At 68.1% G+C, this 22983-nt stretch carries 25 protein-coding genes; 7 read left to right on the plus strand and 18 right to left on the minus strand.

Annotated elements, in window-relative coordinates; translation table 11 throughout:
* Positions 1-173: 173 nt before the first annotated feature.
* The 4 genes from feoB to AAHM44_RS04635 are packed head-to-tail and all read right to left on the minus strand — an operon-like array spanning position 174 to position 3924.
* A complete protein-coding gene (gene feoB, locus AAHM44_RS04620) occupies positions 174-2024 on the minus strand; it encodes a ferrous iron transporter B (protein ID WP_342249225.1) in 1851 nt (616 codons plus the stop codon).
* Entirely contained in the window at positions 2021-2293 is a 273-nt protein-coding gene (locus AAHM44_RS04625; protein ID WP_269576536.1) for a FeoA family protein, read from the minus strand. The genes feoB and AAHM44_RS04625 overlap by 4 nt, the downstream gene beginning before the upstream one ends.
* Before the next feature lie 45 nt (positions 2294-2338).
* Positions 2339-2998: a COQ9 family protein gene (locus AAHM44_RS04630; RefSeq protein ID WP_446745952.1), complete on the minus strand. Its 660-nt coding sequence runs from the start codon at positions 2996-2998 to the stop codon at positions 2339-2341.
* The gene (locus AAHM44_RS04635) at positions 2995-3924 is read right to left on the minus strand and encodes a DMT family transporter (protein WP_269573376.1); all 930 of its coding nucleotides are present in this window, start codon (positions 3922-3924) and stop codon (positions 2995-2997) included. Before AAHM44_RS04635 ends, AAHM44_RS04630 begins: the two co-directional genes overlap by 4 nt.
* Before the next feature lie 56 nt (positions 3925-3980).
* Here AAHM44_RS04635 and AAHM44_RS04640 point away from each other — a divergent pair, with 56 nt between their 5' ends.
* A complete protein-coding gene (locus AAHM44_RS04640) occupies positions 3981-5087 on the plus strand; it encodes an alkene reductase (protein WP_342249227.1) in 1107 nt (368 codons plus the stop codon).
* On the opposite strand, the gene AAHM44_RS04645 is transcribed toward AAHM44_RS04640, so the two are convergent.
* From AAHM44_RS04645 to gltX, 9 genes are all read right to left on the minus strand, one after another.
* Positions 5084-5812 (minus strand): carboxypeptidase-like regulatory domain-containing protein, encoded by a 729-nt coding sequence (locus tag AAHM44_RS04645; RefSeq protein ID WP_342249228.1) that lies wholly within the window; start codon positions 5810-5812, stop codon positions 5084-5086. The two genes, AAHM44_RS04640 and AAHM44_RS04645, sit on opposite strands and share 4 nt — an antisense overlap.
* A gap of 92 nt (positions 5813-5904) precedes the next feature.
* Positions 5905-6243: a hypothetical protein gene (locus AAHM44_RS04650; protein ID WP_342249229.1), complete on the minus strand. Its 339-nt coding sequence runs from the start codon at positions 6241-6243 to the stop codon at positions 5905-5907.
* A 142-nt stretch (positions 6244-6385) separates the two neighbouring features.
* Entirely contained in the window at positions 6386-6805 is a 420-nt protein-coding gene (gene ribH / locus AAHM44_RS04655; protein WP_184163183.1) for a 6,7-dimethyl-8-ribityllumazine synthase, read from the minus strand.
* Position 6806: 1 nt separating this feature from the next.
* Entirely contained in the window at positions 6807-7943 is a 1137-nt protein-coding gene (ribB, locus tag AAHM44_RS04660; protein WP_269573372.1) for a 3,4-dihydroxy-2-butanone-4-phosphate synthase, read from the minus strand.
* Positions 7930-8538 carry a riboflavin synthase gene (locus tag AAHM44_RS04665; protein WP_269573371.1) on the minus strand — a complete coding sequence of 203 codons (609 nt, stop codon included), beginning with the start codon at positions 8536-8538 and terminating at the stop codon, positions 7930-7932. Before AAHM44_RS04665 ends, ribB begins: the two co-directional genes overlap by 14 nt.
* Positions 8538-9467, minus strand: a complete 930-nt coding sequence (gene ribD / locus AAHM44_RS04670; protein ID WP_342249281.1) for a bifunctional diaminohydroxyphosphoribosylaminopyrimidine deaminase/5-amino-6-(5-phosphoribosylamino)uracil reductase RibD — start codon at positions 9465-9467, stop codon at positions 8538-8540. Before ribD ends, AAHM44_RS04665 begins: the two co-directional genes overlap by 1 nt.
* 14 nt (positions 9468-9481) lie before the next feature.
* A complete protein-coding gene (locus AAHM44_RS04675) occupies positions 9482-9829 on the minus strand; it encodes a hypothetical protein (RefSeq protein ID WP_184163191.1) in 348 nt (115 codons plus the stop codon).
* A 65-nt stretch (positions 9830-9894) separates the two neighbouring features.
* Positions 9895-10572 carry an energy transducer TonB gene (locus AAHM44_RS04680; protein ID WP_342249230.1) on the minus strand — a complete coding sequence of 226 codons (678 nt, stop codon included), beginning with the start codon at positions 10570-10572 and terminating at the stop codon, positions 9895-9897.
* 85 nt (positions 10573-10657) lie between these two features.
* The gene (gene gltX / locus AAHM44_RS04685) at positions 10658-11983 is read right to left on the minus strand and encodes a glutamate--tRNA ligase (RefSeq protein ID WP_269573368.1); all 1326 of its coding nucleotides are present in this window, start codon (positions 11981-11983) and stop codon (positions 10658-10660) included.
* A 128-nt stretch (positions 11984-12111) separates the two neighbouring features.
* On the opposite strand from gltX, the gene AAHM44_RS04690 reads away from it, so the two are divergent.
* On the plus strand, positions 12112-13047 hold the full coding sequence (locus AAHM44_RS04690) for a ribose-phosphate pyrophosphokinase (protein ID WP_184163198.1): 936 nt from the start codon (positions 12112-12114) through the stop codon (positions 13045-13047).
* Positions 13048-13078: 31 nt separating this feature from the next.
* Here the strand turns inward: AAHM44_RS04690 and AAHM44_RS04695 are convergent, their stop codons facing one another.
* Positions 13079-13828 (minus strand): sulfite exporter TauE/SafE family protein, encoded by a 750-nt coding sequence (locus tag AAHM44_RS04695; RefSeq protein ID WP_342249231.1) that lies wholly within the window; start codon positions 13826-13828, stop codon positions 13079-13081.
* Between the two features lie 265 nt (positions 13829-14093).
* Here AAHM44_RS04695 and AAHM44_RS04700 point away from each other — a divergent pair, with 265 nt between their 5' ends.
* A complete protein-coding gene (locus AAHM44_RS04700) occupies positions 14094-14417 on the plus strand; it encodes an antibiotic biosynthesis monooxygenase family protein (protein WP_342249232.1) in 324 nt (107 codons plus the stop codon).
* A 44-nt stretch (positions 14418-14461) separates the two neighbouring features.
* Positions 14462-15697, plus strand: a complete 1236-nt coding sequence (locus tag AAHM44_RS04705) for an MFS transporter (protein WP_269576534.1) — start codon at positions 14462-14464, stop codon at positions 15695-15697.
* A 144-nt stretch (positions 15698-15841) separates the two neighbouring features.
* Here AAHM44_RS04705 and AAHM44_RS04710 read toward each other — a convergent pair whose 3' ends face one another.
* The gene (locus AAHM44_RS04710; protein WP_342249233.1) at positions 15842-18136 is read right to left on the minus strand and encodes a CDC48 family AAA ATPase; all 2295 of its coding nucleotides are present in this window, start codon (positions 18134-18136) and stop codon (positions 15842-15844) included.
* A 351-nt stretch (positions 18137-18487) separates the two neighbouring features.
* Between AAHM44_RS04710 and AAHM44_RS04715 the strand changes: the two genes are divergently transcribed.
* On the plus strand, positions 18488-19387 hold the full coding sequence (locus AAHM44_RS04715; protein WP_184163206.1) for a LysR substrate-binding domain-containing protein: 900 nt from the start codon (positions 18488-18490) through the stop codon (positions 19385-19387).
* Between the two features lie 42 nt (positions 19388-19429).
* Here AAHM44_RS04715 and AAHM44_RS04720 read toward each other — a convergent pair whose 3' ends face one another.
* Positions 19430-19861 carry a peptidylprolyl isomerase gene (locus tag AAHM44_RS04720; RefSeq protein ID WP_221416155.1) on the minus strand — a complete coding sequence of 144 codons (432 nt, stop codon included), beginning with the start codon at positions 19859-19861 and terminating at the stop codon, positions 19430-19432.
* Between the two features lie 137 nt (positions 19862-19998).
* On the opposite strand from AAHM44_RS04720, the gene mgtE reads away from it, so the two are divergent.
* Both mgtE and AAHM44_RS04730 read left to right on the plus strand, forming a co-directional pair.
* On the plus strand, positions 19999-21402 hold the full coding sequence (gene mgtE, locus AAHM44_RS04725) for a magnesium transporter (RefSeq protein ID WP_269573364.1): 1404 nt from the start codon (positions 19999-20001) through the stop codon (positions 21400-21402).
* 31 nt (positions 21403-21433) lie between these two features.
* On the plus strand, positions 21434-21832 hold the full coding sequence (locus AAHM44_RS04730) for a DUF1489 family protein (RefSeq protein WP_269573363.1): 399 nt from the start codon (positions 21434-21436) through the stop codon (positions 21830-21832).
* On the opposite strand, the gene AAHM44_RS04735 is transcribed toward AAHM44_RS04730, so the two are convergent.
* Both AAHM44_RS04735 and msrA read right to left on the minus strand, forming a co-directional pair.
* Positions 21829-22293, minus strand: coding sequence for a HEAT repeat domain-containing protein (locus AAHM44_RS04735; RefSeq protein ID WP_269573362.1), 465 nt, complete (start codon positions 22291-22293; stop codon positions 21829-21831). The two genes, AAHM44_RS04730 and AAHM44_RS04735, sit on opposite strands and share 4 nt — an antisense overlap.
* A 1-nt stretch (position 22294) precedes the next feature.
* The gene (msrA, locus tag AAHM44_RS04740) at positions 22295-22960 is read right to left on the minus strand and encodes a peptide-methionine (S)-S-oxide reductase MsrA (protein ID WP_184163216.1); all 666 of its coding nucleotides are present in this window, start codon (positions 22958-22960) and stop codon (positions 22295-22297) included.
* Between the last annotated feature and the right edge of the window lie 23 nt (positions 22961-22983).

The following is a 22983-nucleotide window of genomic DNA, read 5'->3' on the forward strand; positions in this document are numbered from 1 at the left end:
GTGCAGGCACCGCCTTGTCGGCGCTGACCCTGGCCACCAGCCTCCTCGCCGTCCCCGCCATCGCGCCGGACACCGCGCCCCCCCCCCCCCCCCCCCCCCCCCCCCCCCCCCCCCCGCCCCCCCCCGCCCGCCCCCCCCCCCCCCCCCCCCGGGGAGCAGGTTAGAGGCAGCCGCTACAACCCCAGCGCCACCGCGCTCCAATAGGTGAGCCCCGCCGCGACATAGGCCAGCGCGAAGAGATAGCCGATCATGAACATCGGCCATTTCCAGCCATTGGTCTCGCGCCGCGTCACCGCGATCGTCGAGATGCACTGGGGCGCGAAGACGAACCACATCAGGAAGGCGAGCGCGGTCGGCAGCGTCCAGCGGGCGCGCAGATTCTCGGTGATCGTCGCCTCACCCCGCGCATCCTCGGGATTGTCGACCGCATAGACGGTGCCGATGGCCGCCACCGCCGCCTCGCGCGCCGCCATCGCGGGGAGCAGCGCCAGCGAGATGTCGTGGTTGAAGCCGATCGGCTTGACCACGACCTCGATCCCGCTCGCGATGCGGCCGGCGATCGAATATTCGCTTTGCTTCTGCCCGGCGGGCGCCTGGGGGAAGGTGGCGAGCAGCCAGAGGATCGCCACGGTCGCGGCAATGGTGGTGCCGGCGCGCTTGAGGAAGATCATCGCGCGCTGCCACAGGCCGAGCAACACGTCGCCGATGCGCGGCGCCTGGTATTTCGGCATCTCCATCATGAAGCCCGACGTCGCGCCCTTGGTCACCGTGCGGCGAAGCAGCAGCGCCGCGCCGAACGCGCCGGCGATGCCGAGGATATAGAGGCCGAACAGCACCAGCCCCTGCAGGCCTATACCCGGGAGGATCGCACGATCGGGGATCAGCGCGCCGATGATGATCGCATAGACCGGCAGGCGGGCCGAGCAGGTCATCAGCGGCGCGATCAGGATCGTGGTGAGCCGGTCCTTCTCGTCGGCGATGGTCCGCGTCGCCATGATGCCGGGCACGGCGCAGGCGAAGCTGGAAAGCAGCGGGATGAAGGCGCGGCCCGACAGGCCGACGCTGGACATCACCCGGTCCATCAGCATCGCGGCGCGGACCATGTAGCCGGTCGCCTCGAGCACCAGGATGAAGGCGAACAGGATCAGGATCTGCGGCAGGAACACCACGACCGCGCCGACGCCGGCGATCAGGCCCTGGGTGAGGAAATCGCGGACGAAGCCGGCGGGCAGCGCGCCCGAAACCGCGTCCTCGATCCAGGCTATGCCGGCCTCGATCCAGCCCATCGGCGCCTCGGCCCAGGCGAAGACCGACTGGAACATGACGAACATCAGCGCGAGCAGGATGATCGGCCCGGCGACCGGATGGAGCACGATCGCGTCGATCCGGTGCGTCCAGCGGCGCGCGGCGGTCTCGGAGATGGTGACCGCGGTGGCGATCTGGCGGGCGCGGCGCTGGAGCACGACCATCTCGTGCTGGACGCCGTCGCTCTTGCGCAGCTTGTGGTCACCGCGGACCACATCGCCCAGCCGCTCCTTGAGCATGTCGAGCCCACGCTTGCGCACCGCGACGGTGGCGACCACCGGCACGCCGAGCTCGCGCTCGAGCGCCTGGGGATCGAGGATCAGCCCGTCGCGCTCGGCCATGTCGACCATGTTGAGCGCGACCACCACCGGCAGGCCCAGCGCGATCAGCTGGAGCGTGAAGCGCAGGTGGTTGTCGAGATTGGTGGCATCGACGACGACGATGATCGCGTCGGGCAGCCGCTCGCCTTCCTGCTTGCCGACCAGCACGTCGCGGGTGACCTGCTCGTCGGGGCTCGAGGGATCGAGGCTGTAGGTGCCGGGCAGGTCGAGCAGCTCGACCGGGCGGCCATCGGGCAGCGAGAAGCGGCCGGCATGGCGCTCCACGGTGACGCCGGGATAGTTGCCGACCTTCTGGCGGGCGCCGGTAAGGGCATTGAACAGGGCGCTCTTGCCGGCATTGGGATTGCCGACCAGCGCAACCAGCGGGGCCGCGTTCATGACCGGGGGCTGACCTGGATCGCCGAGGCGACGTGACGGCGGAGCGCGACGGTCATCCGGCCGATGCGGCAGGCGATCGGCCCGCCGCCGAGCAGGCCGGACTTGTGGAGCAGCTCGACTTCCACGCCCTCATCGAGCCCCAGCTCGCGCAGGCGCCTGCCCTCGGGCTCGCTCAGCTTGCTCCAGTCGACAGTGGCGACGGCACCGGGCTTGTGGCGGGGCAGGCTGGCAAGCGGAATGGGCACGGGAATCGCAGCGGGGGCATTCATGCTGCGAGTCATTATCAATTGCGCCCGGGATGCGCCAGTGCGGTTTTATACGGCGGGATAGCGCAGCCGTCCGATGAAGCGCGACAGGCTGAAATGATGCTCGGGCGGGGTCAGCCACTTCGCCTTGGTCCGCTCGAACTGCATGATGTTCTCGATGCGGCGGGCAAGGAAGGCGCGGGTATCGGCCTGGCCTTCGCTCTCATCGTCGAGGAACACCGCGATCGTCGAGCCATAGACGGCGCCGAGCGTCATGCGCTTGGTATAATGGTTATAGTCGGTGGCGGTATCGCCCGCGGCACGCCAGATCGCATCGGCGGCGCGCCAGCCGAGCTTCGCGCCGCGCGCGGCGTTCTGCGGCATGGCGAGGATGGCGAGCGCCCGGCGCAGCGCCTCGCGGTGCGGAGCGGCGAGATCGAGCCGGGCCTCGACCAGGGCGGTGATGCGGGCGCGGATCTTCATCGCCGCCAGCTGCTCGGGCGTGAAACGGGCGAGCATCGCGGCATCGATATGGGCGAACCAGGCGTCGATCATCGCGACCGGGCCATCGGTGAAGGCGAGATGCGCGACATCGCGGTCGACGCCGAGCGTATCGGCGGCGGCGTCCAGCGCGCGGTTGTTCCAGCCGTCGAACGCCGCATTGGCCGCCACTTGCGGGGCAAGCGCGGCGCGCAGTTCGTCGAGAGTCGCGTCCTTCAGGTCCATCATTGCGATTTAACCCCCTCAGCTTCCGGCGCAAGCCGCGAGCCGCCGCTGCGCACCAGCACGAGCGCGATCGCGACGAGGACGGCACCGATGAAATCGGCCAGGCCGAGCTTCTCGCCATAGGCACTCCAGCCGACGATCCCGGCGACGATCGGCTGGGAGAGCAGGCCGATGCCGACCACCAGCGGCGGGAGATGGCCGATCGCGTAGATCATCAGCCCCTGCCCCACCACCTGGCTCGCCAGCGCGAGGCCGACCAGGATTCCCCAATGCTGGGGCCAGAAGGTCTCGCCCATCAGATGGGCAGCGAGCGCCAGCGGCAGGATGCCGGCGAGCGTGGAGAGCGCAAGCGCCGGGATCGGCGCCATCGCCTCGCGCGCCTTGCTCATCAGCACGAAATAGACGGTGTAGAGCGTGCCGGCGAGCAGGCAGAGCAGGTCGCCGACAAGATGATCGGGCGAGAGCTGGTAGGAGCGCCCGAGCAGCAGCCCGGCGCCGGCGGCGGCGAGCGCGAGCGCGAGGCCCTGCGTCCGCGTCGGCCACATGCGGGCGACGAGGAAGCCATAGATCGGGTACATCAGGGTCGCCGAATTGCCGAACAGCGTGGCGTTGGCGAGCGTGGTCTGCAGGATGCCGACATGCCAGCTCGCCAGATCTGCGGCGAAGGCGATGCCGCCCAGCGCGATCGCCGGCCACAGGCCGCCTGCCGCGGCGAAGGGGCGCTTCTGCCCGGCAAAGGCCAGCGCAATCAGGATCGGCGCGGCGATGGCGAGGCGCCAGAAACCGGCGGATACCGGCCCGACATCGGCAAGACGCACGAACCACGGCCCGAAGGCGAGCGCGATGTTGCCGGCAAGCAAGGCGAGGATCGGCAACGCAGAGCCGGTTTGCGGCGACGAAGCTTTTCTTGAAGGGGCGGGCCGATGCATGCGCCCCCTTAGCCACCTATTTGGCCGTCGTCACAGTCGTTAGGGAATTTGCGACGATGCCGAACCTGTTCGATCCGATCCAGCTGGGCGCGATCCATGCGCCGAACCGCCTGTTCATGGCCCCCCTCACCCGCGGCCGCGCGACGCGCGCGCATGTGCCGACGCCGATCATGGCGGACTATTATGCCCAGCGCGCCAGCGCCGGCCTCATCATCTCCGAAGCCACCGGCATCAGCCAGCAGGGCCTTGGCTGGGCCTATGCCCCGGGCCTGTGGAGCGACGCGCAGACCGATGCGTGGAAGCCGGTGGTCGAGGCGGTGCACGCAGCCGGCGGCCGCATCGTCGCCCAGCTGTGGCACATGGGCCGGCTGGTCCATCCCGATTTCCTCGGCGGCGAAGCCCCGGTCTCGGCCTCGGCGAACACCGCGCCGGGCAGCGTCCGCACCTATCCGGCCGAGGAGAGCGGCGAGATCAAGCGCCCCTATGCCCAGGCCCGGCCGCTGCGCACCGACGAGATCCCCGGATTGCTTGACGATTATGCCCGCGCCGCCCGCAACGCGATCCGCGCCGGCTTCGACGGGGTGCAGGTCCATGCCGCCAATGGCTATCTGATCGACAGCTTCCTGCGCGACAATTCGAACTTCCGCGAAGACCAGTATGGCGGCTCGATCCCCAATCGGGTGCGGCTGCTGAAGGAAGTCACCCAGCGCGTGGTCGACACGATCGGCGGCGATCGCACCGGCGTGCGGCTCTCGCCCAATGGCGAAGTGCAGGGCATCAACGACAGCAACCCGGCGCCACTGTTCGAAGCGGCGGCGGCGACGCTCGACGAGATCGGCATCGCCTTTCTCGAGATGCGCGAGCCGCGCCCGGGCGGCACGCGCGGCCTGCCCGATCATCCGCCGGTCCATCCGGGGATGCGCAAGGTCTTCAAGGGGCCGCTGATCCTCAACGCCGATTATCACCTCGACGACGCCCAGGCCGCGCTCGATGCGGGCGAGGCCGATGCGATCGCCTATGGCCGCACCTTCCTGGCCAATCCGGACCTGCCGCTGCGCCTGCGTGAGCGCCTGCCGCTCAACCCGCAGCGCGAGGAGCTGTTCTATATCGGCGGGACCGAGGGCTATACCGACTATCCCGCCTGGGATGCCAAGGCCGCCTAAGGCTGCTTGATGTCGATCCGCATCTCGTAGCTGGATGCGCCGAGCGGCTTGAACCTGCCCACGAAGCTGTCGACCCAGGGGCCGCTGCCGCCGTCGCGGACGAGCAGCTGGCGGCCCTGGTGGCGAACGCTGACCCGGTAATCGTCGAACGGCACGCCCGTCGCCACCCAGCCCTCTCCGGTCTGGCGCAGGCGGCGGGTGAGCGGTGCGCCGCCCTTCGAGGGGACCAGCGTCACCTCGACTTCGCCGAGCGGGGTGAAGTCCATCACCGCGGTCTGCACCAGCACGATGCCGCCGACGCCGTAGCTGCTCTCGCCGCTGCCTTCGGTATAGCCGAGCCGGAAGTTGCGCACGGTCGCGGCGGTGCTGGCGAAGTTCGCTTCATTGGTAGGGATCAGCTTCACCTGGATGCGCTGCCCGTTGACGTTGAGCGTGGCATAGCCGGAGACGCTGTATTCGCCCGGCGCCATGTCGGCGACGCGGATCCGGTAGGTGCCGTTGGGGCCGGTCCTGGTGCCGCGCTGGTGGCTGGCGCCATATTGCATCGCCCGGCCGCCGCCGAAGGACTGGTAGTTCACATAGATCTCGGCGCCGGCGACCGGCCTGCCCTGGTCATCGACCACCCGGCCGCTCACGCTGCCCTGCTGGGCCTGGGCCTGGCTGGGCGAGGGCGCGCAGGCACAGCCGAGCGAGATCAGGGCAAAGGCAATGGCATAGCGGAACATGGATCCCTCCCGAAGGTGTCCCGCGCGGGCTGCCGCGCGGGAGGATCGGGAGCAATCGAACCGCGACGGGCGCGGACCATGTCTCGACGGAGCTATTGCGGCCGGTCGATCGCGGTCAGCCAGGTAGCGCCGGCGGTGCGCAGGCCGGCGCGGGTCTTGGGATTGAACGCCAGGAAGCCGAGCACCAGCAGGATCGGCCAGCCGATCAGCGTGACGAAGAAGCCCAGGACGACAAGACCGATCAGCAGCACCGCAACAAGCTGCGTGACTCCGTCCTGGTCGAGCCGGATACGCCGCGGCCCCTCGCCATCATACCAGCGCGCGCTGACGAAACTGAATCCCTCCCCTCCAGCATAGCGCCCAAGGGGTTCGGGCGCGCCTGACGGGCGGGGTGGGGATTGAACCTGTGATTGCGGTCGCGGTGCTTCCATGGCGCGCCGCCGGTCCGCAAATAGTTCGGGCCTGGATACGACAACAGGCGGGGAGGAAGACCGCCCCGCCTGCGTATCGATCACGATCAGGCGACGCCCCTGCTCCACTACACGGTAGCGGGTCGGGGGCATGTCCATCGGATCAGCCGAACTTGCTCTTGAGCGCCAGCATCGCCAGCGCCGCCTTGGCAGCCTCGCCGCCCTTGTCCTTCTCGTCCGGCTTGGCGCGGGTGAGCGCCTGGGCCTCGTTCTCGACAGTGAGGATGCCGTTGCCGATCGGCAGCGAATCCATCGCCAGCGCCATCAGGCCGCGGGCGCTTTCGTTCGAAACGACCTCGAAGTGATAGGTCTCGCCGCGGATCACCACGCCAAGCGCGACGAACGCGTCGTAGCGGCCGCTCTCCGCCGCCATCGCCACCGCGCCGGGAATCTCGAGCGCGCCGGGGACGGTGATGGTCTCGTGGCTGTGGCCCGCTTCCTCGATCGCGGCGCGCGCGCCTTCGAGCAGCAGGTCATTCAGATGCGCGTAGAAACGCGCTTCGACGATCAGGACACGTGCCAAGTCATTCTCCGGTATCGATGGGACGCTCGCCGACGATCGACAGGCCATAGCCGTCGAGTCCCACGAGCGTGTGGTGCGTATTGGTGAGCAGGACCATGTCCTGCACGCCGAGTTCGGTGAGGATCGTCGCGCCGACGCCATAGTCGCGCAGCTCGTCCATGTCCTTTTCCTCGAGCGTGCCGGCGCGTGCCTGGAGCGCGACGGTGAACTGATCGGGGCGCGGCTTGTTGATCACCACGACCACGCCAGAACCCTCCTCGGCAATGAGCTCCATCGACCGGCGCAGCAGACCGCCGCGCGCACCGCCCTCGCCGAAGATGTCGGAGAAGGGCGACAGCGCGTGCATGCGGACGAGCGTGGGCTTGGCGGGATCGATCTTGCCCTTGACCAGCGCGACCTGCTCGCTCTCGGTTGCCTTGTTCCAGAAAGTCAGCGCGGTCCACTCGCCGCCCCACTCGCTCTCGAACCGCGTCTCGGCACGCTTCTCGACGAGATGGTCGTGGCGGCGGCGATAGGCGATCAGGTCGCGGATCGTGCCGAGCTTGAGATTGTGGAACTGGGCGAAGGCGATGAGATCGTCGAGACGGGCCATGGTGCCGTCGTCCTTCATGATCTCGCAGATCACACCCGACGGATTGAGCCCGGCAAGCCGCGCCAGATCGACCGCAGCCTCGGTATGGCCGGTGCGGACGAGAACACCGCCGTCCTTGGCGATCAACGGGAAGACATGGCCGGGCGAGGTGATCGCATCCGGACCGTTGGTCGCATCGATCGCCACCGCGACGGTGCGCGCACGATCGGCGGCGGAGATACCGGTCGAGATGCCTTCCTTCGCCTCGATCGAGACAGTGAAGGCGGTGCCCAGCGGGGTGCCGTTGATGCGTGCCATCGGCTCCAGCTGAAGCTGTCGGCCGCGCTCGGCGGTAAGCGCCAGGCAGATCAGGCCACGGCCGAAGCGCGCCATGAAATTGACCGCGTCGGGCGTCGCCATCTGGGCGGGGATGACGAGGTCGCCCTCATTCTCACGGTCCTCGTCATCGACGAGGATAACCATGCGGCCGTTACGGGCCTCGTCGATCAGCTCCTCGGGCGAGGAGAGGAAACCATGCTTCAGGCGGGCGAGTTCAGGCTTTGCCACGGAGCGCCTCCATGCGCTGCAGGTAACGGGCGAGCACGTCGATCTCGAGATTGACGGCCTGCCCTGCTTCAAGTGCGCCGAACGTGGTAACGGCGGCGGTGTGCGGAATGATGTTGAGGTCGAACTCGACGCCGGCATCGGTGTCGCGCACCGCATTGACGGTGAGCGAGACGCCATCGACGGTGATCGAGCCCTTGGGCGCGACATAGGGCGCTAGCTCGGGGCCGGCGGCGATCACGATGTGATGCGAGCCGCCGATCTCCTCGATCGACTTGACCGTGCCGATGCCATCGACATGGCCGGTGACGATATGGCCGCCCAGCTCGTCGCCGAGCTTGAGCGCGCGCTCCAGGTTGAGCTTGCGGCCCGAGGTCCACATGCCCTCGGCCGTGCGGCTGATCGTCTCGCCCGACACGTCGAACGCGACCCAGGCCGGGCCCTTGTCGACCACGGTCAGGCAGACGCCCGAGCAGGAGATGGACGCACCGAGATCGATGCCCCCGGTTTCATAGGCGGTGGAGACGCGGACATGCAGGTCGCCCTGCTTCTCGGTTGCCTCGACGGTGCCGATATCGGTGACGATTCCAGTAAACATCAGGCGCGCTCGTAGGCCTCCATCCTGTCCTTGCCAAGCATGCGGCTTTCTACCAGCCGCCAGCGATCCTGGGCATCGCCCAGCCGGGTGAGACCAATATCCCCAAGCGCCGGCCGCCCGTCGCCGCCGATCAGGATCGGCGCGCGGTAGAGCAGCAGCCGATCGACCAGGTCGGCGCGCAGGAAGGACGCTGCGGTCTCGGCCCCGCCCTCGACGAACAGATGGTTGATGCCCTCCAGCTTCGCAATGTCCGCCGGGGATTTCAGTTCACCGGCAGCAGAAAGCACCAGCCTGCGCGGCGAACGATCCTCGAGGCCGGGCAGGCGGACGTCGAGCCGGGGGGTGTCGATCTCCATCGTCCGCCGGCCGACCAGGATCGCCTCGTGCCGGGCACGCTCGAGATGGGTATGCGCCCGCGCCTGTTCACCGGTGATCCATTTGCTCTCGCCCGAAGCAAGCGCGATGCGGCCGTCGAGCGAGGTGGCGAGCTTGAGCGTGACGAACGGGCGCCCCCGCTCCAGCCGGGTGAGGAAACCGGCCATCGAACGCCGCGCCTCTTCGGTGCGGACGCCTTCGGTCACTTCGATTCCGGCGGCACGCAGGCGGGCGGTCCCTGCCCCATTGGTGCGTGGATCTGGATCGCCAAGTGCGATTACCACGCGGGCGACGTCGGCAGCGGCCAGCAGGTTGGAGCAGGCCGGTCCGCGCACCGACTCATGCGCGCAGGGTTCGAGCGTGACGTAGGCAGTTGCGCCGCGCGACTTCTTGCCGGCCTGCGCCAGTGCCATCGCTTCGGCATGCGGCCGGCCGCCGGGTTGGGTCCAGCCGCGTCCGACGGCGATTCCATCGCGCACGATCACGCAGCCGACATTGGGATTGGGCGCAGTCCGCCCCCTGCCCCGCTCCGCCAGCGCGAGCGCAGCCCCCATCCAGCGCGTGTCGCTCAGAAGCCGTGCTGGGTCAGCCAATCGTCATATTTCTTGAATTCGGCCTGACGCTTCTTCTGCGCCGCCTCATATTCGGCCTTGCGCTTCAGCTCCTCGGGCAGGTCCTTGGCCTGCTGCGCCTTGATATCGGCGTCGCTGCGATCGAGGCGCCATTGCTGCACATAGATGATGTCGCGCTTGTAGGGCGCCTCGACGGCCGAATCCTTCACGAACATGTAGAGGATCACCAGCGTGACCACCATGGCGAGCATCATGAACCACAGCTCATAGGTCTTGCGGGTGGCAAGCCAGCGCCTGAAATCGCCAAAGGCGAGCAGCGGGTTGAATCTCTTGAGGTAGTCCATCTTGGTGCCGAAGATAGGAGCGCGGGGGCCCGAGAGCCAGCCCCCGCGCTATCAAGAACGTCCCGTTACTGGTCCTTGATCTCGAAGGTGACGCTGAGCGTCATCCAACTTTCCTCCGCGACGCCGCCGCGCGTCGCCGGCTTGAAGCGCCATTTGGACAGTGCCTGGCGCTTGGTCGCGTCGAAGAAGGCGGCGCTGGTGGCACTGACCTGCTCGACCGATTTCACTCGACCATCGGCGCCGACCAGCACCCGGACCGAGACGCGTCCGTCGCGCTGGGCACGCAGTTCGGAGGCGGGATAGGCGGGCTGGAAGTCCTCGGCGTAGCGCGGGTCACGGCGCGCGCCGACCAAAGGCAGCACCGCGGGCTCGACGCGCGGTTCCGGCTTGAACACCGGGCCAGTTTCGACCGGCTTGCTGTTGTCCGGTGTGACCGACGGGATATCCGGCGTGGTTTCGATCCTGTTGTCGGTGGGCATGGTCTTGATGACCGGATCGGGCGCAGTGACGGGCGGCTGCATTGCCGGCTTGGGATCGGGCTTGGGCTGTTCCTTGGGTTTCTCGACCGGCGGCGGCAGCCGCTCCTCGACCGGATAGGTGGTGAGGGTGGTGTCCCTGATGATCCGGACGAAGTTGGGCGAGGAATAGATCATCCCGATGATGATCGCCCCGCTGAAGAGCAGCGACGCCCCGATACTGACGGTGCGCGATTGCTGGGGCCGGTAGCGAGTTTCAGCGTACATGGCGTTGCACTCCATCTCCATTGCCGGACTGAGCCGACTCCAGTGATGATACAACATTACATTTTGCGTGCAAATGTTTTTGCGATCATGTGCCGCGCAGGCGCTCCAGGGCAGCATCCTTGCCGATCAGCGGGAGCAAAGCCGCCATGTCCGGGCCATGCTCGCGGCCGGTAAGGGCGAGGCGCAGGGGCAGGAACAGCGCGCGGCCCTTGCGGCCGGTCGCTTCCTTGAGCGCGCCGGTGAGCGCCGGCCAGGGGTCTGCCCAGTCGAGCCCGGTGGCGATCCCGGCGGCCTGGGCGAGGAAGGCGCGGTCCTCCTCGGCGATCTCGGCATGCACCGGGCCTTCGACCACCTGCCACCAGTCGGCGGCTTCGGCGACAGTGGAGAGGTTGGGGCGGATCGCGTCCCAGCCTGCTTCGCTCATGCCGGCGGGCAGGCGATCCTGCACGGCTGCATAGCCGAGCTGGTGGACGATGCGGGCGTTGAGCTGGGCCAGTTCCTCCTCGTCGAACCGCGCGGGCGCGCGGCCGAACCGGGCGAAGTCGAAGCTTTCGACCAGCGGCGCCGAATCGACAAAGGGCTCGACGGGATCGCTGGTGCCGAGTCTGGCTAGCAGGGCGCGCAGGGCCTGGGATTCGATCCCTGCTCCGCGGAAATGATCCAACCCGAGCGAACCGAGCCGTTTGGAGAGCTTGCCTTCGCTGCCGGTGAGCAGGGCCTCATGGGCAAAGCGGGGCGGCTCGGCACCGAGCGCGGCGAACATCTGGAGCTGGGTCGCGGTATTCGAGACATGATCCTCGCCCCGCACGACATGGCTGATGCCCATATCGATATCGTCGATCACCGAGGGGAGCAGATAGAGCCAGCTGCCGTCGGCGCGGCGCACCACCGGATCGCTCATCGTCTTCGGATCGAAGCGCTGCGGGCCGCGGACCATGTCGTCCCACTCGATCATGGCGTCATGGTCGAGCTTGAAGCGCCAGTGCGGGCGGACGCCCTCGGCCTCCAGCTTCGCCTTGTCCGCATCGCTCAGCGCCAGCGCAGCGCGGTCATAGACCGGCGGCAGGCCGCGCCCGAGCAGCACCTTGCGCTTGAGCTCCAGCTCCTGCGCCGTCTCGTACGCCGGATAGACCCGCCCCGCGGCCGCCAGCTCGGCCAGCCGCGCCTCGTAGCGATCGAACCGGGCCGACTGGCGTTCCTCGCCATCGGGATGCAGCCCCAGCCAGGCGAGATCAGCGCGAATCGCCGCGACGAAGCGCTCCTCCGAGCGCTCGCCATCGGTATCGTCGATCCGCAGCAGGAACCGCCCGCCATGCCGCTTCGCGAACATCCAGTTGTGGAGCGCGGTGCGGATATTGCCGACATGGAGCGTGCCGGTGGGGCTCGGCGCGAAGCGGGTGGTGACGGTCATGTGCTGCCCTTAGCCGTGCCGTGAAAGCCACGCCACCGATGCATTAGCCGTGTATAAGCACTTCCCCGTCTTGCCCCGCCGGGAATCGGCTGACAAAGGGGCGCAACGGGACACGCTGGAGATTTTCGATGAAATTGTTGGCCGGCAATTCGAACGCGCCGCTCGCCAAGGCGATCGCCGAGTATCTCGAGATTCCGCTGACCCAGGCGAATGTCCGCCGCTTCGCGGATGAGGAGATCTTCGTCGAGATCCTCGAGAATGTCCGCGGCGAGGACGTCTTCGTGCTCCAGTCGACCAGCTATCCGGCGAACGACAACCTGATGGAGATGCTGATCATGATCGATGCGCTGAAGCGTGCATCGGCCAAGCGCATCACCGCGGTGCTCCCCTATTTCGGCTATGCCCGCCAGGACCGTAAGCCGGGTCCGCGCACGCCGATCTCGGCCAAGCTGGTCGCCAACCTGGTGACCACCGCCGGCGCCGACCGTGTCCTCTCGGTCGACCTGCATGCCGGGCAGATCCAGGGCTTCTTCGACATTCCGACCGACAATCTCTTCGCCGCACCGGTGATGAGCGCCGACATCCACAGCCGCTTCCCCGACAAGAAGTGGATGGTGGTCTCGCCCGACGTGGGCGGCGTGGTCCGCGCCCGCGCGCTGGCCAAGCGGCTGGAGAACGCTCCGCTCGCCATCGTCGACAAGCGCCGCGAGCGCCCGGGCGAATCGGAAGTGATGAACATCATCGGCAATGTCGAAGGGCGCTTCTGCATCCTGATCGACGACATCGTCGATTCGGCGGGCACGCTGTGCAACGCCGCCGCCGCGCTCAAGGCGGCGGGCGCCGAGGACGTGGTCGCCTATTGCACGCACGGCGTGCTTTCGGGCGGTGCCGTCGCCCGGGTCGATGGTTCGGCGCTGGCCGAGCTGGTCATCACCGACTCGATCGGCAACCACGCCGTGATCGCCGAGAGCAGCAAGATCCGCCACCTGACGATCGCGCCGCTGCTTGCCGAAGCGGTCAAGCGCATCGCGGACGAGAGCTCGGTCTCCAGCCTGTTCGACTGATCTGCTTCCCCTCCCTGGAAGGGAGGGGAGTTCAGCGGATCGCCTCGGCGACGAGAGCGATGCCGACGCCGATCATCAGCACATAGATCGCGGTATAGAAGCGCGCCGCATCGACCTTGCGCACCAGCCAGACGCCGGCGACGGTGGAGACCAGCGCGAGCGGCAGCAGCGCGGCCGAGGTCATGAGGTTGGCCCGGGTGAACTGGCCGAGCGCGAGATAGGCCGGCACCTTGATCCAGTTGGTCGCGGCGAAGAAGATCGCGGTGGTGCCGACAAGCACGTCGCGCGGCAGGTTGCGCGGCAGCACCCAGAGCTGGAAGGGCGGCTGGCCGGCATGGGCGATCTGGCTGGTGAAGCCCGAGGCGATTCCGAACAGCGATCCGATCCAGTCCGGCCAGCGCGCGGTGTCCCTGGGCGTCGCGTTGCGGGCGGCCCAGAGCCGATAGGCGCCGAACAGGATCGAGATCGCCCCGACCATCGCCATCACTGCCGCCGACGAAACGCTGGCCGCGAACCAGTAACCGAGCGCGATGCCGAGCATCGAGCCTGGCAGCATCCAGCCGAGCAGCCGCCAGTCGACCGTGCGGCGGAACGCCCAGACGCCGACCACGTCCTGCGCGATCAGGATCGGCAGGGTGATCGCGGCGGCGCGGACCGGATCGATCGCGAAGGCGAGCAGGGGGAGGGAGAGGGCGCCCATGCCGGCGAACCCGCCCTTGCTGAGCCCGAGCAGGATCACCGCGGGCACGGCGAGCGCGTAGAAATGCCAATCGGTAATCATGGCGCAGGCGCTACGGACAAATGCCGGCAAGCGAAAGTGGGCGCTGCGATCCTCCTTCGTCATGCTGAACTTGTTTCAGCATCCAAGGCGCCGCGAGGGATATCGTTCGTGGATAGTTGGACCCTGAAACAAGTTCAGGGTGACGGGGAATTGCGGGTAGCGCTGCCCTTCGGCGCCATCGGAGGTTGGCGCGGGGCGGCGTCATGCGCCTTCGCCTGAGACCCCGGCTTTCGCCGGGGTGACGGTTAGGTTAGGGGCAGGGTCCATGGCAGAGGATCGCAGCGGGCAAACCGTCGTCATGTTCATTTCCGCGCGCACCGGCACGGACCCGGCGGGCTATGCGGAGGCCGCGGCGCGGATGGATGCGCTGGCGGCGCAGCAGCCGGGCTATCGCGGCGTCGATCATGTCGGCAACGACCAGGCCCAGGCGATCACGCTCAGCTATTGGGCCGACGAAGCCAGCGCCGTGGCCTGGCGCCAGCATCCCGAACATGCCGAGACGCGCGAGGCCGGGCGCGGGCGCTGGTATAGCTGGTACATGCTCCATGTCGCCGAGATCGGGCGCAGCTATAGCTGGCAGCGACCGTGAAGTTCCGGCGGGTCGACGGCACCTTCGGGCTGCTGTTCACCGTCATGCTCGTCATCGCGGCGGGCAATACCGCGCTGCAATCGGTGCTGCCGGCGCTCGGCCGCTCGCTCCATGCGCCCGACAGCGCCGTCGCCGCGGTCTTCTCGGTCTCCGCCCTGCTCTGGGTGATCTCCGCCCCCTTCTGGGCCAACCGGTCCGACCGGCATGGCCGCCGCCTGATGGTGCTGATCGGCATCGCCGGCTTCACCGTGTCGCTGGGCCTGTGCGGCCTGTGCCTGGCGCTGGGGATCAATGGCTGGCTGGGGCCGGTGGCGACCTTCATCGCCTTTGTCGCCGGACGGGTGATCTACGGGACCTTCGGATCGGCGGCGCCGCCGGCGGTGCAGGCGATCGTCGCCGGGCGGACCAGCCGCGAGGAGCGGACCCAGGCGCTGACCCTGCTCGCGTCCGCCTTCGGACTCGGCACGATCCTGGGCCCGGCGATCGCACCCTATCTTGTGATGGGGCATCTCTGGCCGGGAGGACCCTTGATAGGGCTCGCCGGCCCCGCCTTTGCCGCCAGCGCGATCGGCGCGGTGATCTGGATCGCCGCCGCCCGGGGCCTGCCCAAGGACGAGGGCCATGCCCATGGCGCCGCGATCTCCTATCCCTCGATCGGCGGGCAAGGCACCGGCGCCACGGTGACCGCCGCCACCGCCGAGGAGACCAGCGAGAATGTCCGCTATTTCGATCCGCGCATCCGCGCCTGGATCATCGCGGGCCTGATCATCGGCCATGCCCAGGCGATGACCGGCCAGGCGATCGGCTTCCTGGTGATCGACCGGATGCAATTGCCCCCGGTGGAAGCGCTGCACCCGACCGGGCTGGTGCTGATGATCGGCGCCGGCGCGTCGCTGCTCGCGCAATGGGGACTGATCCCGATGCTCGACCTGCGCCCGCGCGCGCTGATCCTGACGGGTGCCGCGCTGGGGCTGCTCGGCTGCGTGGCGACCGGCACCGCGACGACGCTGTACGGCATCGCGATGGGCTATGCGCTGATCTCGCTGGGGATGGGCTTCGCCCGGCCGGGATTCACCGCTGGCGCCTCGCTGGGGGTGGGGGCGGAATCGCAGGGATCGGTGGCGGGCAAGGTCACATCGGTGAACGGCGCGGCGTTCGTGCTCGGGCCATCGATCGGGGTGGGGCTATACGAGGTGTGGCGGCCGCTGCCGTACCTGACCGCGGCGGGGGCGCTGGGGTGCCTGCTGGTCTATGCCTGGGTGGCGACGCGGCGGGCATGAACGCGCCTCCCCTCCCTTCCAGGGAGGGGATCGAGGGGTGGGTAGAGGCCTGGCAATACGGATGCCGCATCGCCAGGCCATTCCGGAACGCGAGCACTCCACCCACCCCCAGCCCCTCCCTTGCAGGGAGGGGAGCGATAGGGGTCAGTCCGCACCCTTCGGGCCGCGGCCCTGGAGCATGCCGGGAGCGATGAACCCCAGCGGCTGGATCGCCGAGGCCTGCTGCTTCAGCCGGCCCGACATCGCCTGGTACTCATTCTCCATCTCGGGCGTGACCGTGGCGCGCGAATCGGCGAGTGCCTCGTCGAAATGCGCCTGCGTCACTTCCTTGGTCTGGAGCGACTGGCGCAGCGCGACCAGGCCGGCGCGGCGGACTACATCCTCCAGATCGGCACCGGTATAGCGCTCGGTCTGCTCGGCGATCGCCTTGAGATCGACGTCGCCGGCGAGCGGCATCTTCTCGGTCTGGATGCGCAGGATCCTTTCCCGTCCGGCAGCATCGGGCACGCCGACATAGATCAGCTCGTCGAACCGTCCGGGACGCAGCAGCGCCGGGTCGATCAGGTTCGGCCGATTGGTCGCCCCGATCACCACCACAGACTGCAGCTCCTCGAGCCCGTCCATCTCGGACAGGATCGTATTGACCACGCGCTCGGTCGCCTGGGGCTCGCCCAGGCCGCCGCCACGCGCCGGCACCAGCGAATCGAGCTCGTCGATGAAGATCACGCAGGGCGCGACCTGGCGGGCACGGGCGAACAGGCGCGCAATCTGCTGCTCCGATTCGCCATACCATTTGCTGAGCAGGTCGCTCGACTTGGTGGCGATGAAGTTCGCCTCCGCCTCGCGCGCGACGGCCTTGGCGAGCAGGGTCTTGCCGGTACCCGGCGGCCCATAGAGCAGGAAGCCCTTGGCCGGGCGGATGCCGAGGCGGCGGAACGCGTCGGGATCCTTGAGCGGCAGCTCGACGCCTTCCTTGAGCCGCATCTGGGCATCGTCGAGCCCGCCGACATCCTCCCAGCGGACGCGCGGCGCCTCGACCATCACTTCGCGCATCGCCGAAGGCTGGACGCGCTTGAGTGCCTCGAGGAAGTCCTCGCGGGTGACGGCAAGGGTATCGAGCACCTCGGGCGGGATCGTGCCCTTCTCCAGATCGAGCTTCGGCATGATCCGGCGCACCGCCTCGATCGCCGCCTCGCGGGCGAGCGCCGACAGGTCGGCGCCGACAAAGCCGAAGGTGGTGCGGGCGAGCTCGCCGAGATCGACCTTGTCGCCGAGCGGCATGCCGCGGGTGTGGATGCCGAGAATCTCGCGGCGGCCCCGCTCGTCCGGCACGCCGACGACGATCTCGCGGTCGAACCGGCCCGGCCGGCGCAGCGCCTCGTCGATCGCATCGGGGCGATTGGTCGCGGCGATGACGACGATGTTGGCGCGCGCCTCGAGCCCGTCCATCAGCGTGAGCAGCTGGGCGACGAGGCGCTTCTCCGCCTCGCCCGAAACCTGGCCGCGCTTGGGCGCGATCGAATCGATCTCGTCGATGAAGACGATCGACGGCGCCGCCTTGGCCGCTTCCTCGAAGATCTGGCGCAGGCGCCCCTCCGATTCGCCATAGGCCGAGCCCATGATCTCGGGCCCGTTGATCAGGAAGAACTGCGCGTCCGACTCGTTGGCGACGGCGCGGGCGAGCCGCGTCTTGCCGGTGCCGGGCGGGCCATGGAGGAGCACGCCCTTGGGCGGATCGACGCCCAGGCGCTGGAAGAGCTCGGGATAGCGCAAGGGAAGCTCGACCATCTCGCGGAGCTGGTCGATCGTGCCGGCCATGCCGCCGATATCGTCATAGGTGACGTCGGCGCGGCGGCCGTCGCCGCCGACCTCCTCATATTCGGGGCGCAGCTCGACCTCGGTATTCTCGTCGATATGGACGATGCCCTTGGGGCTGGCCGAGACGACGTTGAGGCGAATCTCCTGCAGCGCATAGGCGGGCGCGCGGAGGAACTGGGCGACCTGGGGCGGGATGTCCGCGCGCTGCTGGGCGTTCGTGTTGACGACATCGCCCTGGGCCAGCGGGCGCTGGAAGAAGACGCGCTTGAGCGCCTCGCCGCTGCCCTGGAGGCGGAGATTCTGCTGGGCAGGCGCGAACACCACGCGAGTCGCGGGCTTGGACACCGCCTTGCGCACCTCGACGAAATCGCCCGAGCCGACGCCGGCATTGGCGCGCTGGAGGCCGTCGATGCGCAGGATCTCGAGGCCCTCGTCCTCGGCATAGGGCAGCACGGCAAGCGCCGGGGTGGCGCGCTTGCCGACGATCTCGATCACATCGCCTTCGGTGAGGCCGAGCCGCGCCATCAGGGCGCGCGGCAGATGCGCGAGGCCACGGCCGCTGTCCTCGGGCCGGGCATTGGCAACTTGCAGCTTGATCGGCTGCGCTTCTTCGTCCGCCATGTTTCTGTTCTCCGCAGGCGTTGTGCGGGGAACATGGGGTGCGGATTTCGCCGCCGCAACGGCGGAGGCGGCAGCGCCCGGCACCGGGCATGGCCCGGCGCGAATCGCGCGGCCAAAAAAAAGGCCGATCTCGAGGACCGGCCGGGAAAGTTTTAGGAGAGGATGCCTGAAAGGCACGTGCTTTGTGCAGTGCGGCCGGTTTTTGTGCAAGTGCGAAAAGAAACATTAACGCGTGCACAACTTGCAATCGGTGATAACAAAGGTGATATATGGCTAACACCCAAAAGGGCATTGGCGTGGAGCAAAACCCACGCCAAGGATAATGACGCAGCGCAACAAAAAGAGAGCGAGATGCGACGACTTCCTCCCCTGACGGCAATCGAGGCGTTCGTGCAGGTCGCGCGACTGGGATCGATCAAGGCTGCCGCCGAGGAGCTGGCGCTTTCCTCGCCGGCACTGAGCCGCCGCGTCCAGGCGCTCGAACGCTTCATCGGCAAGCCGCTGTTCGAGCGGCGCCACCAGGCGCTCAAGCTCAACGACGACGGCGACCGGCTGCTCGGCATGATCGCCCCGGCGCTCGATACCATGGCGGATGCAGTGGAGACGATGACCAGCGGCACCGAGCTGCTGCGCCTGCGCCTCGGCCTGTTGCCGCTGTTCGCGACCCAGCGGCTGATGCCGCACATGGGCGACCTCAAGCGCAAGCATCCCGAGCTGCACCTCGACGTCGACACCGGCGGCCATGCGGTGGCGCGGCTGGGCGACGGGCTCGACGCGGCGATCGTGGTGGCGCGCGACATCGACCCGACGCTCTACGCCAAGCGGCTCGACCGCAACCGCGTCTATGTGATCGGCGCGCGGTCGTTGCTGGAAGGGGCCGACCCGATCACCCGGCCGGAGCAATTGTCGAAGCTGACCGCGCTGGTCCACCGCGACATGGCGGATACGTTCACGGCATGGCGCGCGGCGGCGGGGCTCTCGGAGCAGGAAATCGAGCCGGCCGCGATCGACCATTTCGATTCGGGCACGCTGATGCTCGAGGCGGCCGCGCAGGGCTTGGGCGTCGCCTTCATGCTCGAATCGCATTTCGAGGCGGCGCGCGACGACCGGCTGGTCCAGCTCTTCGACCTGACCGTGGAGAGCGATTACAGCTACTGGTTCGTCTGCCGCCCGCGCGCGCTGACCACGCGGCCGGTGAAGCTGTTCCACGACTGGCTGATCGACGTGCTCGAAGCCGATCGCGTCGCCTAGATACAAAAAGCCCCTCCGGATCGGGAGGGGCTCTTCGTTCGATCAGGCCTCGGTACGGGCCTTGACGATCTTGCCCGGCTCGCGCGGCGGCTCGCCCTTGGGAAGCGCATCGACATGCTCCATGCCCTCGGTGACCACACCCCAGACGGTGTACTGGCCGTCGAGGAAGGTCGCGTCGTCGAGGCAGATGAAGAACTGCGAGTTGGCGCTGTTCGGATCCATCGTGCGCGCCATCGAGCAGACGCCGCGGACATGCGGCTCGCGGCTGAACTCGGCGGGCAGGTTGGGCAGCTTCGAGCCGCTCATGCCGGTGCCGGTGGGATCGCCGCCCTGCGCCATGAAGCCGTCGATCACGCGGTGGAAGATCACGCCGTCATAAAAGCCTTCGTCGGCAAGGGTAGCGATGCGCTCGACATGCTTGGGAGCGAGATCGGGACGCAGCTGGATGTGCACGTCGCCGGTATCGAGGGTCATGACGAGCTTGGTGGGTTCGGACACGCAGATTACTCCTGAGAAGGATTTGCACTGCACCTAGTAGCGCGCGGGGCGACTTGCAAATCACGGCCGGCAATGGCAGCGGCGAAGGAGGGGCGAACAAGGGAGGTCGAACCGTGAGCGAGACCGAACTTCAGGCGGACAACAGCGCGCCCGAGCCCCAGCTCGACGAGGATGATCGGCTGCGCCCCGAGTTCGTCGATGCGGTGCTCGACGCGGTCCATGACGGCGATGCCGCGCGCGCGCACGAACTGGCCGAGCCGCTCCACCCCGCCGACATCGCCGACCTGGTCGAGCTTGCGCCGTCCGAGGAACGCCCCGCGCTCGTCGCCGCGATCGCGGACCTGATCGACGGCGACGTGCTGGCCGAGATGAACGACTGGGTCCGCGAAGCGCTGGTCGAGTCGCTCACCGCCACCCAGGTCGCCGACATCGCGGCCGAGCTCGATACCGACGATGCCGTCGCGATCATCGAGGACATGGATGTCGAGGACCAGCGCGAGGTGCTGCGCGCGCTGGACCCCGACGACCGCGCCGCGATCGAGGAAGCGCTCTCCTATCCGGAGGAATCCGCCGGCCGCCTGATGCAGCGCGAGCTGATCGCGGTGCCCGAGCATTGGAGCGTGGGCGACGTCCTCGACTATCTCCGCAAGAACGAGGACCTCACCACCGATTTCTGGGAGATCTTCGTGGTCGACCCGGGCCACAAGCCGGTCGGCACCTGCCAGCTCTCCTGGGTGCTGCGCACGCCGCGCGTCGTCTCGATGGGCGATGTGATGAAGCGCGAGCAGACGCTGATCCCGGTCGACATGGACCAGGAGGAAGTGGCGCTGCGCTTCCAGAAATACGCGCTGATCTCCGCCGCCGTGGTCGATCCGAGCGGCCGCCTGGTCGGCATGATCACGGTGGACGACATCGTCCACATCATCTCCGAGGAAGCCGGCGAGGACGCGTTGCTGCTCTCCGGCGCCGGCGAAGGCGACATCAACGAGCCGGTGATCGACTCGTACAAGGGCCGCGTCCGCTGGCTGCTGACCAACCTGCTGACCGCGCTGGTGGCTGCGACGATCATCAGCCTGTTCGAAGGCACGATCCAGAAGATGGTCGCGCTGGCGGCGCTGATGCCGATCGTCGCCGGCGTGGGCGGCAATGCCGGCACCCAGACCATGGCGGTGACGGTGCGCGCACTCGCCACCAACCAGCTGACCCAGTCGAACACGCTGCGCGCGATCCAGCGCGAGATCTCGATCGCGCTGCTCAACGGCGTGACCGTTGCCTGTGTGATCGGCACGGCGGTGGGGCTGTTCTATCACCATGCGGCGCTGGGCGGGGTGATCGCGGCGGCGATGATGACCAACATCTTCATCGCGGGACTTGCCGGCGTGGTCGTCCCGGTCACGCTCGACCGGCTCAAGGCCGATCCCGCGGTGGCCAGCTCGATCTTCGTGACGATGACCACCGACTCGATGGGGTTCCTCGCCTTCCTGGGCCTGGCCAGCGCGAGCGGGCTGGTCGGTTGATTGGGGCGGGCCGAACGCCCAGATTAGCGCCGTGCCACTCCATCTGACCAAGGTCGCCTTTGGCTGCGACTCCGTAGACTATCTCGCCCAGCGCCTCGCTTCGCGCGGCGACGTCTGGGGGCTGACCACCCGCTACCTGCCCAAGCGCCACGAGGAGATCGGCGGCGAGGGATCGCTGTTCTGGATTCTCAAGCACCAGCTGGTCGGCCGCACCCCGATCGTCGGATTCGGCGAAGCCGAAGGCGGGCGCACCGCAATCCTGATGGAACCGCGGCTGATCCTGGTCGCCAACCGCCCCAAGCGTGCCCACCAGGGCTGGCGCTATCTCGAAGGGACGGACGCGCCACCCGACCTGGGCGAGGCCGGGGCAGGGATGGAGGAACTTCCGCCGGCACTGATGGGCCAGCTGGCGGGGCTGGGGCTGATCTAGTTCGTGATCTTCTCGCAGGCGGCGAGCGCTTCGCCGGCGAGGTCGTCCAGAAGCGGCATGTCCGAAGGCTCCGCCCATATGCGGAGATCCCCGATCAGCGAGGGATGCGCGCACAGCAGCGCGGCCTCAAGCATCGGCGCGCACACGCTTTCCCCGCCGAGCGCCTCCTGCACCAGCGGCAGGGCGATCTCGGGATCGCGGATCGCCAGGCCGAGCATGGCCTCTCCGCGAATCACATCCTCCTCGTCCGACGCAGCGCGGAACAGCGCCTCGCGAACGGCCGGCGTATCGATCTCCTCCTGGGCGAGCAGCATGGTCGCCCAGTCGCGGTTCGATGCATCGTCATCGCGGGTCAGTGCGATGACCTGTTCGAGATTGGCATCGTCGGCAAGCGCCTGCTCCTCGGCGAGGATCGCCTTGAGCAGGGCGGACGAAGGCTCGTAGCGCTCGCCCTTCGCCATCTCAGTTCACCAGCAGCGGATAGGCGTTGCGGAACGCCGCCACTTTCGGCTTGTCCCAACGCACGATGTAGGGGTGCGTCGGGTTCCGCCAGAAGAAGTCCTGGTGATAGGCTTCGGCCGGATAGAAAGTGCCCGTCTCCAGCTTCGTGACGATCGGCCGGGCGAAGGACCTGGCCTTGGTCAGCTGGTCGATATAGGCGGCGGCGACGCGGCGCTGGTCCTCGTCCTGCGGGAAGATCGCCGAGCGATAGCTGGGTCCGCGATCCGGGCCCTGGCGGTTGAGCTGGGTCGGATCGTGCGCCACCGAGAAATAGACGCGCAGCAGCGTGCCGTAGCTGACCTTGCGCGGATCATAGGCGATGCGCACCGCCTCGGCATGGCCGGTGCGCTCGGTCGACACCTGGCGATAGGTCGCGGTCTGCGCGGTGCCGCCCGCATAGCCGTTGGTCACCGAATGGACGCCCTTCACCGACTGGAAGACCGCTTCCATGCCCCAGAAGCAGCCGCCCGCCAGCACCGCGACCTGCTCGCCCTTGCTCGGCTTCACGTCGAGCGTGGGGACCGGCACGGGAACGGCACGCTCGACAACGCCCGCCGTCGATAGCGCAGGGGCAACGAACAGCGCGGCTCCAAGGAGCGCGGCAGCGGGAAGCGACCATTTCAGCATGACCGCAATGTCGGGCTTGTTCG

This window comes from Sphingomonas sp. OTU376 (assembly GCF_038440415.1).
Classification (GTDB): domain Bacteria; phylum Pseudomonadota; class Alphaproteobacteria; order Sphingomonadales; family Sphingomonadaceae; genus Sphingomonas; species Sphingomonas kyeonggiensis_A.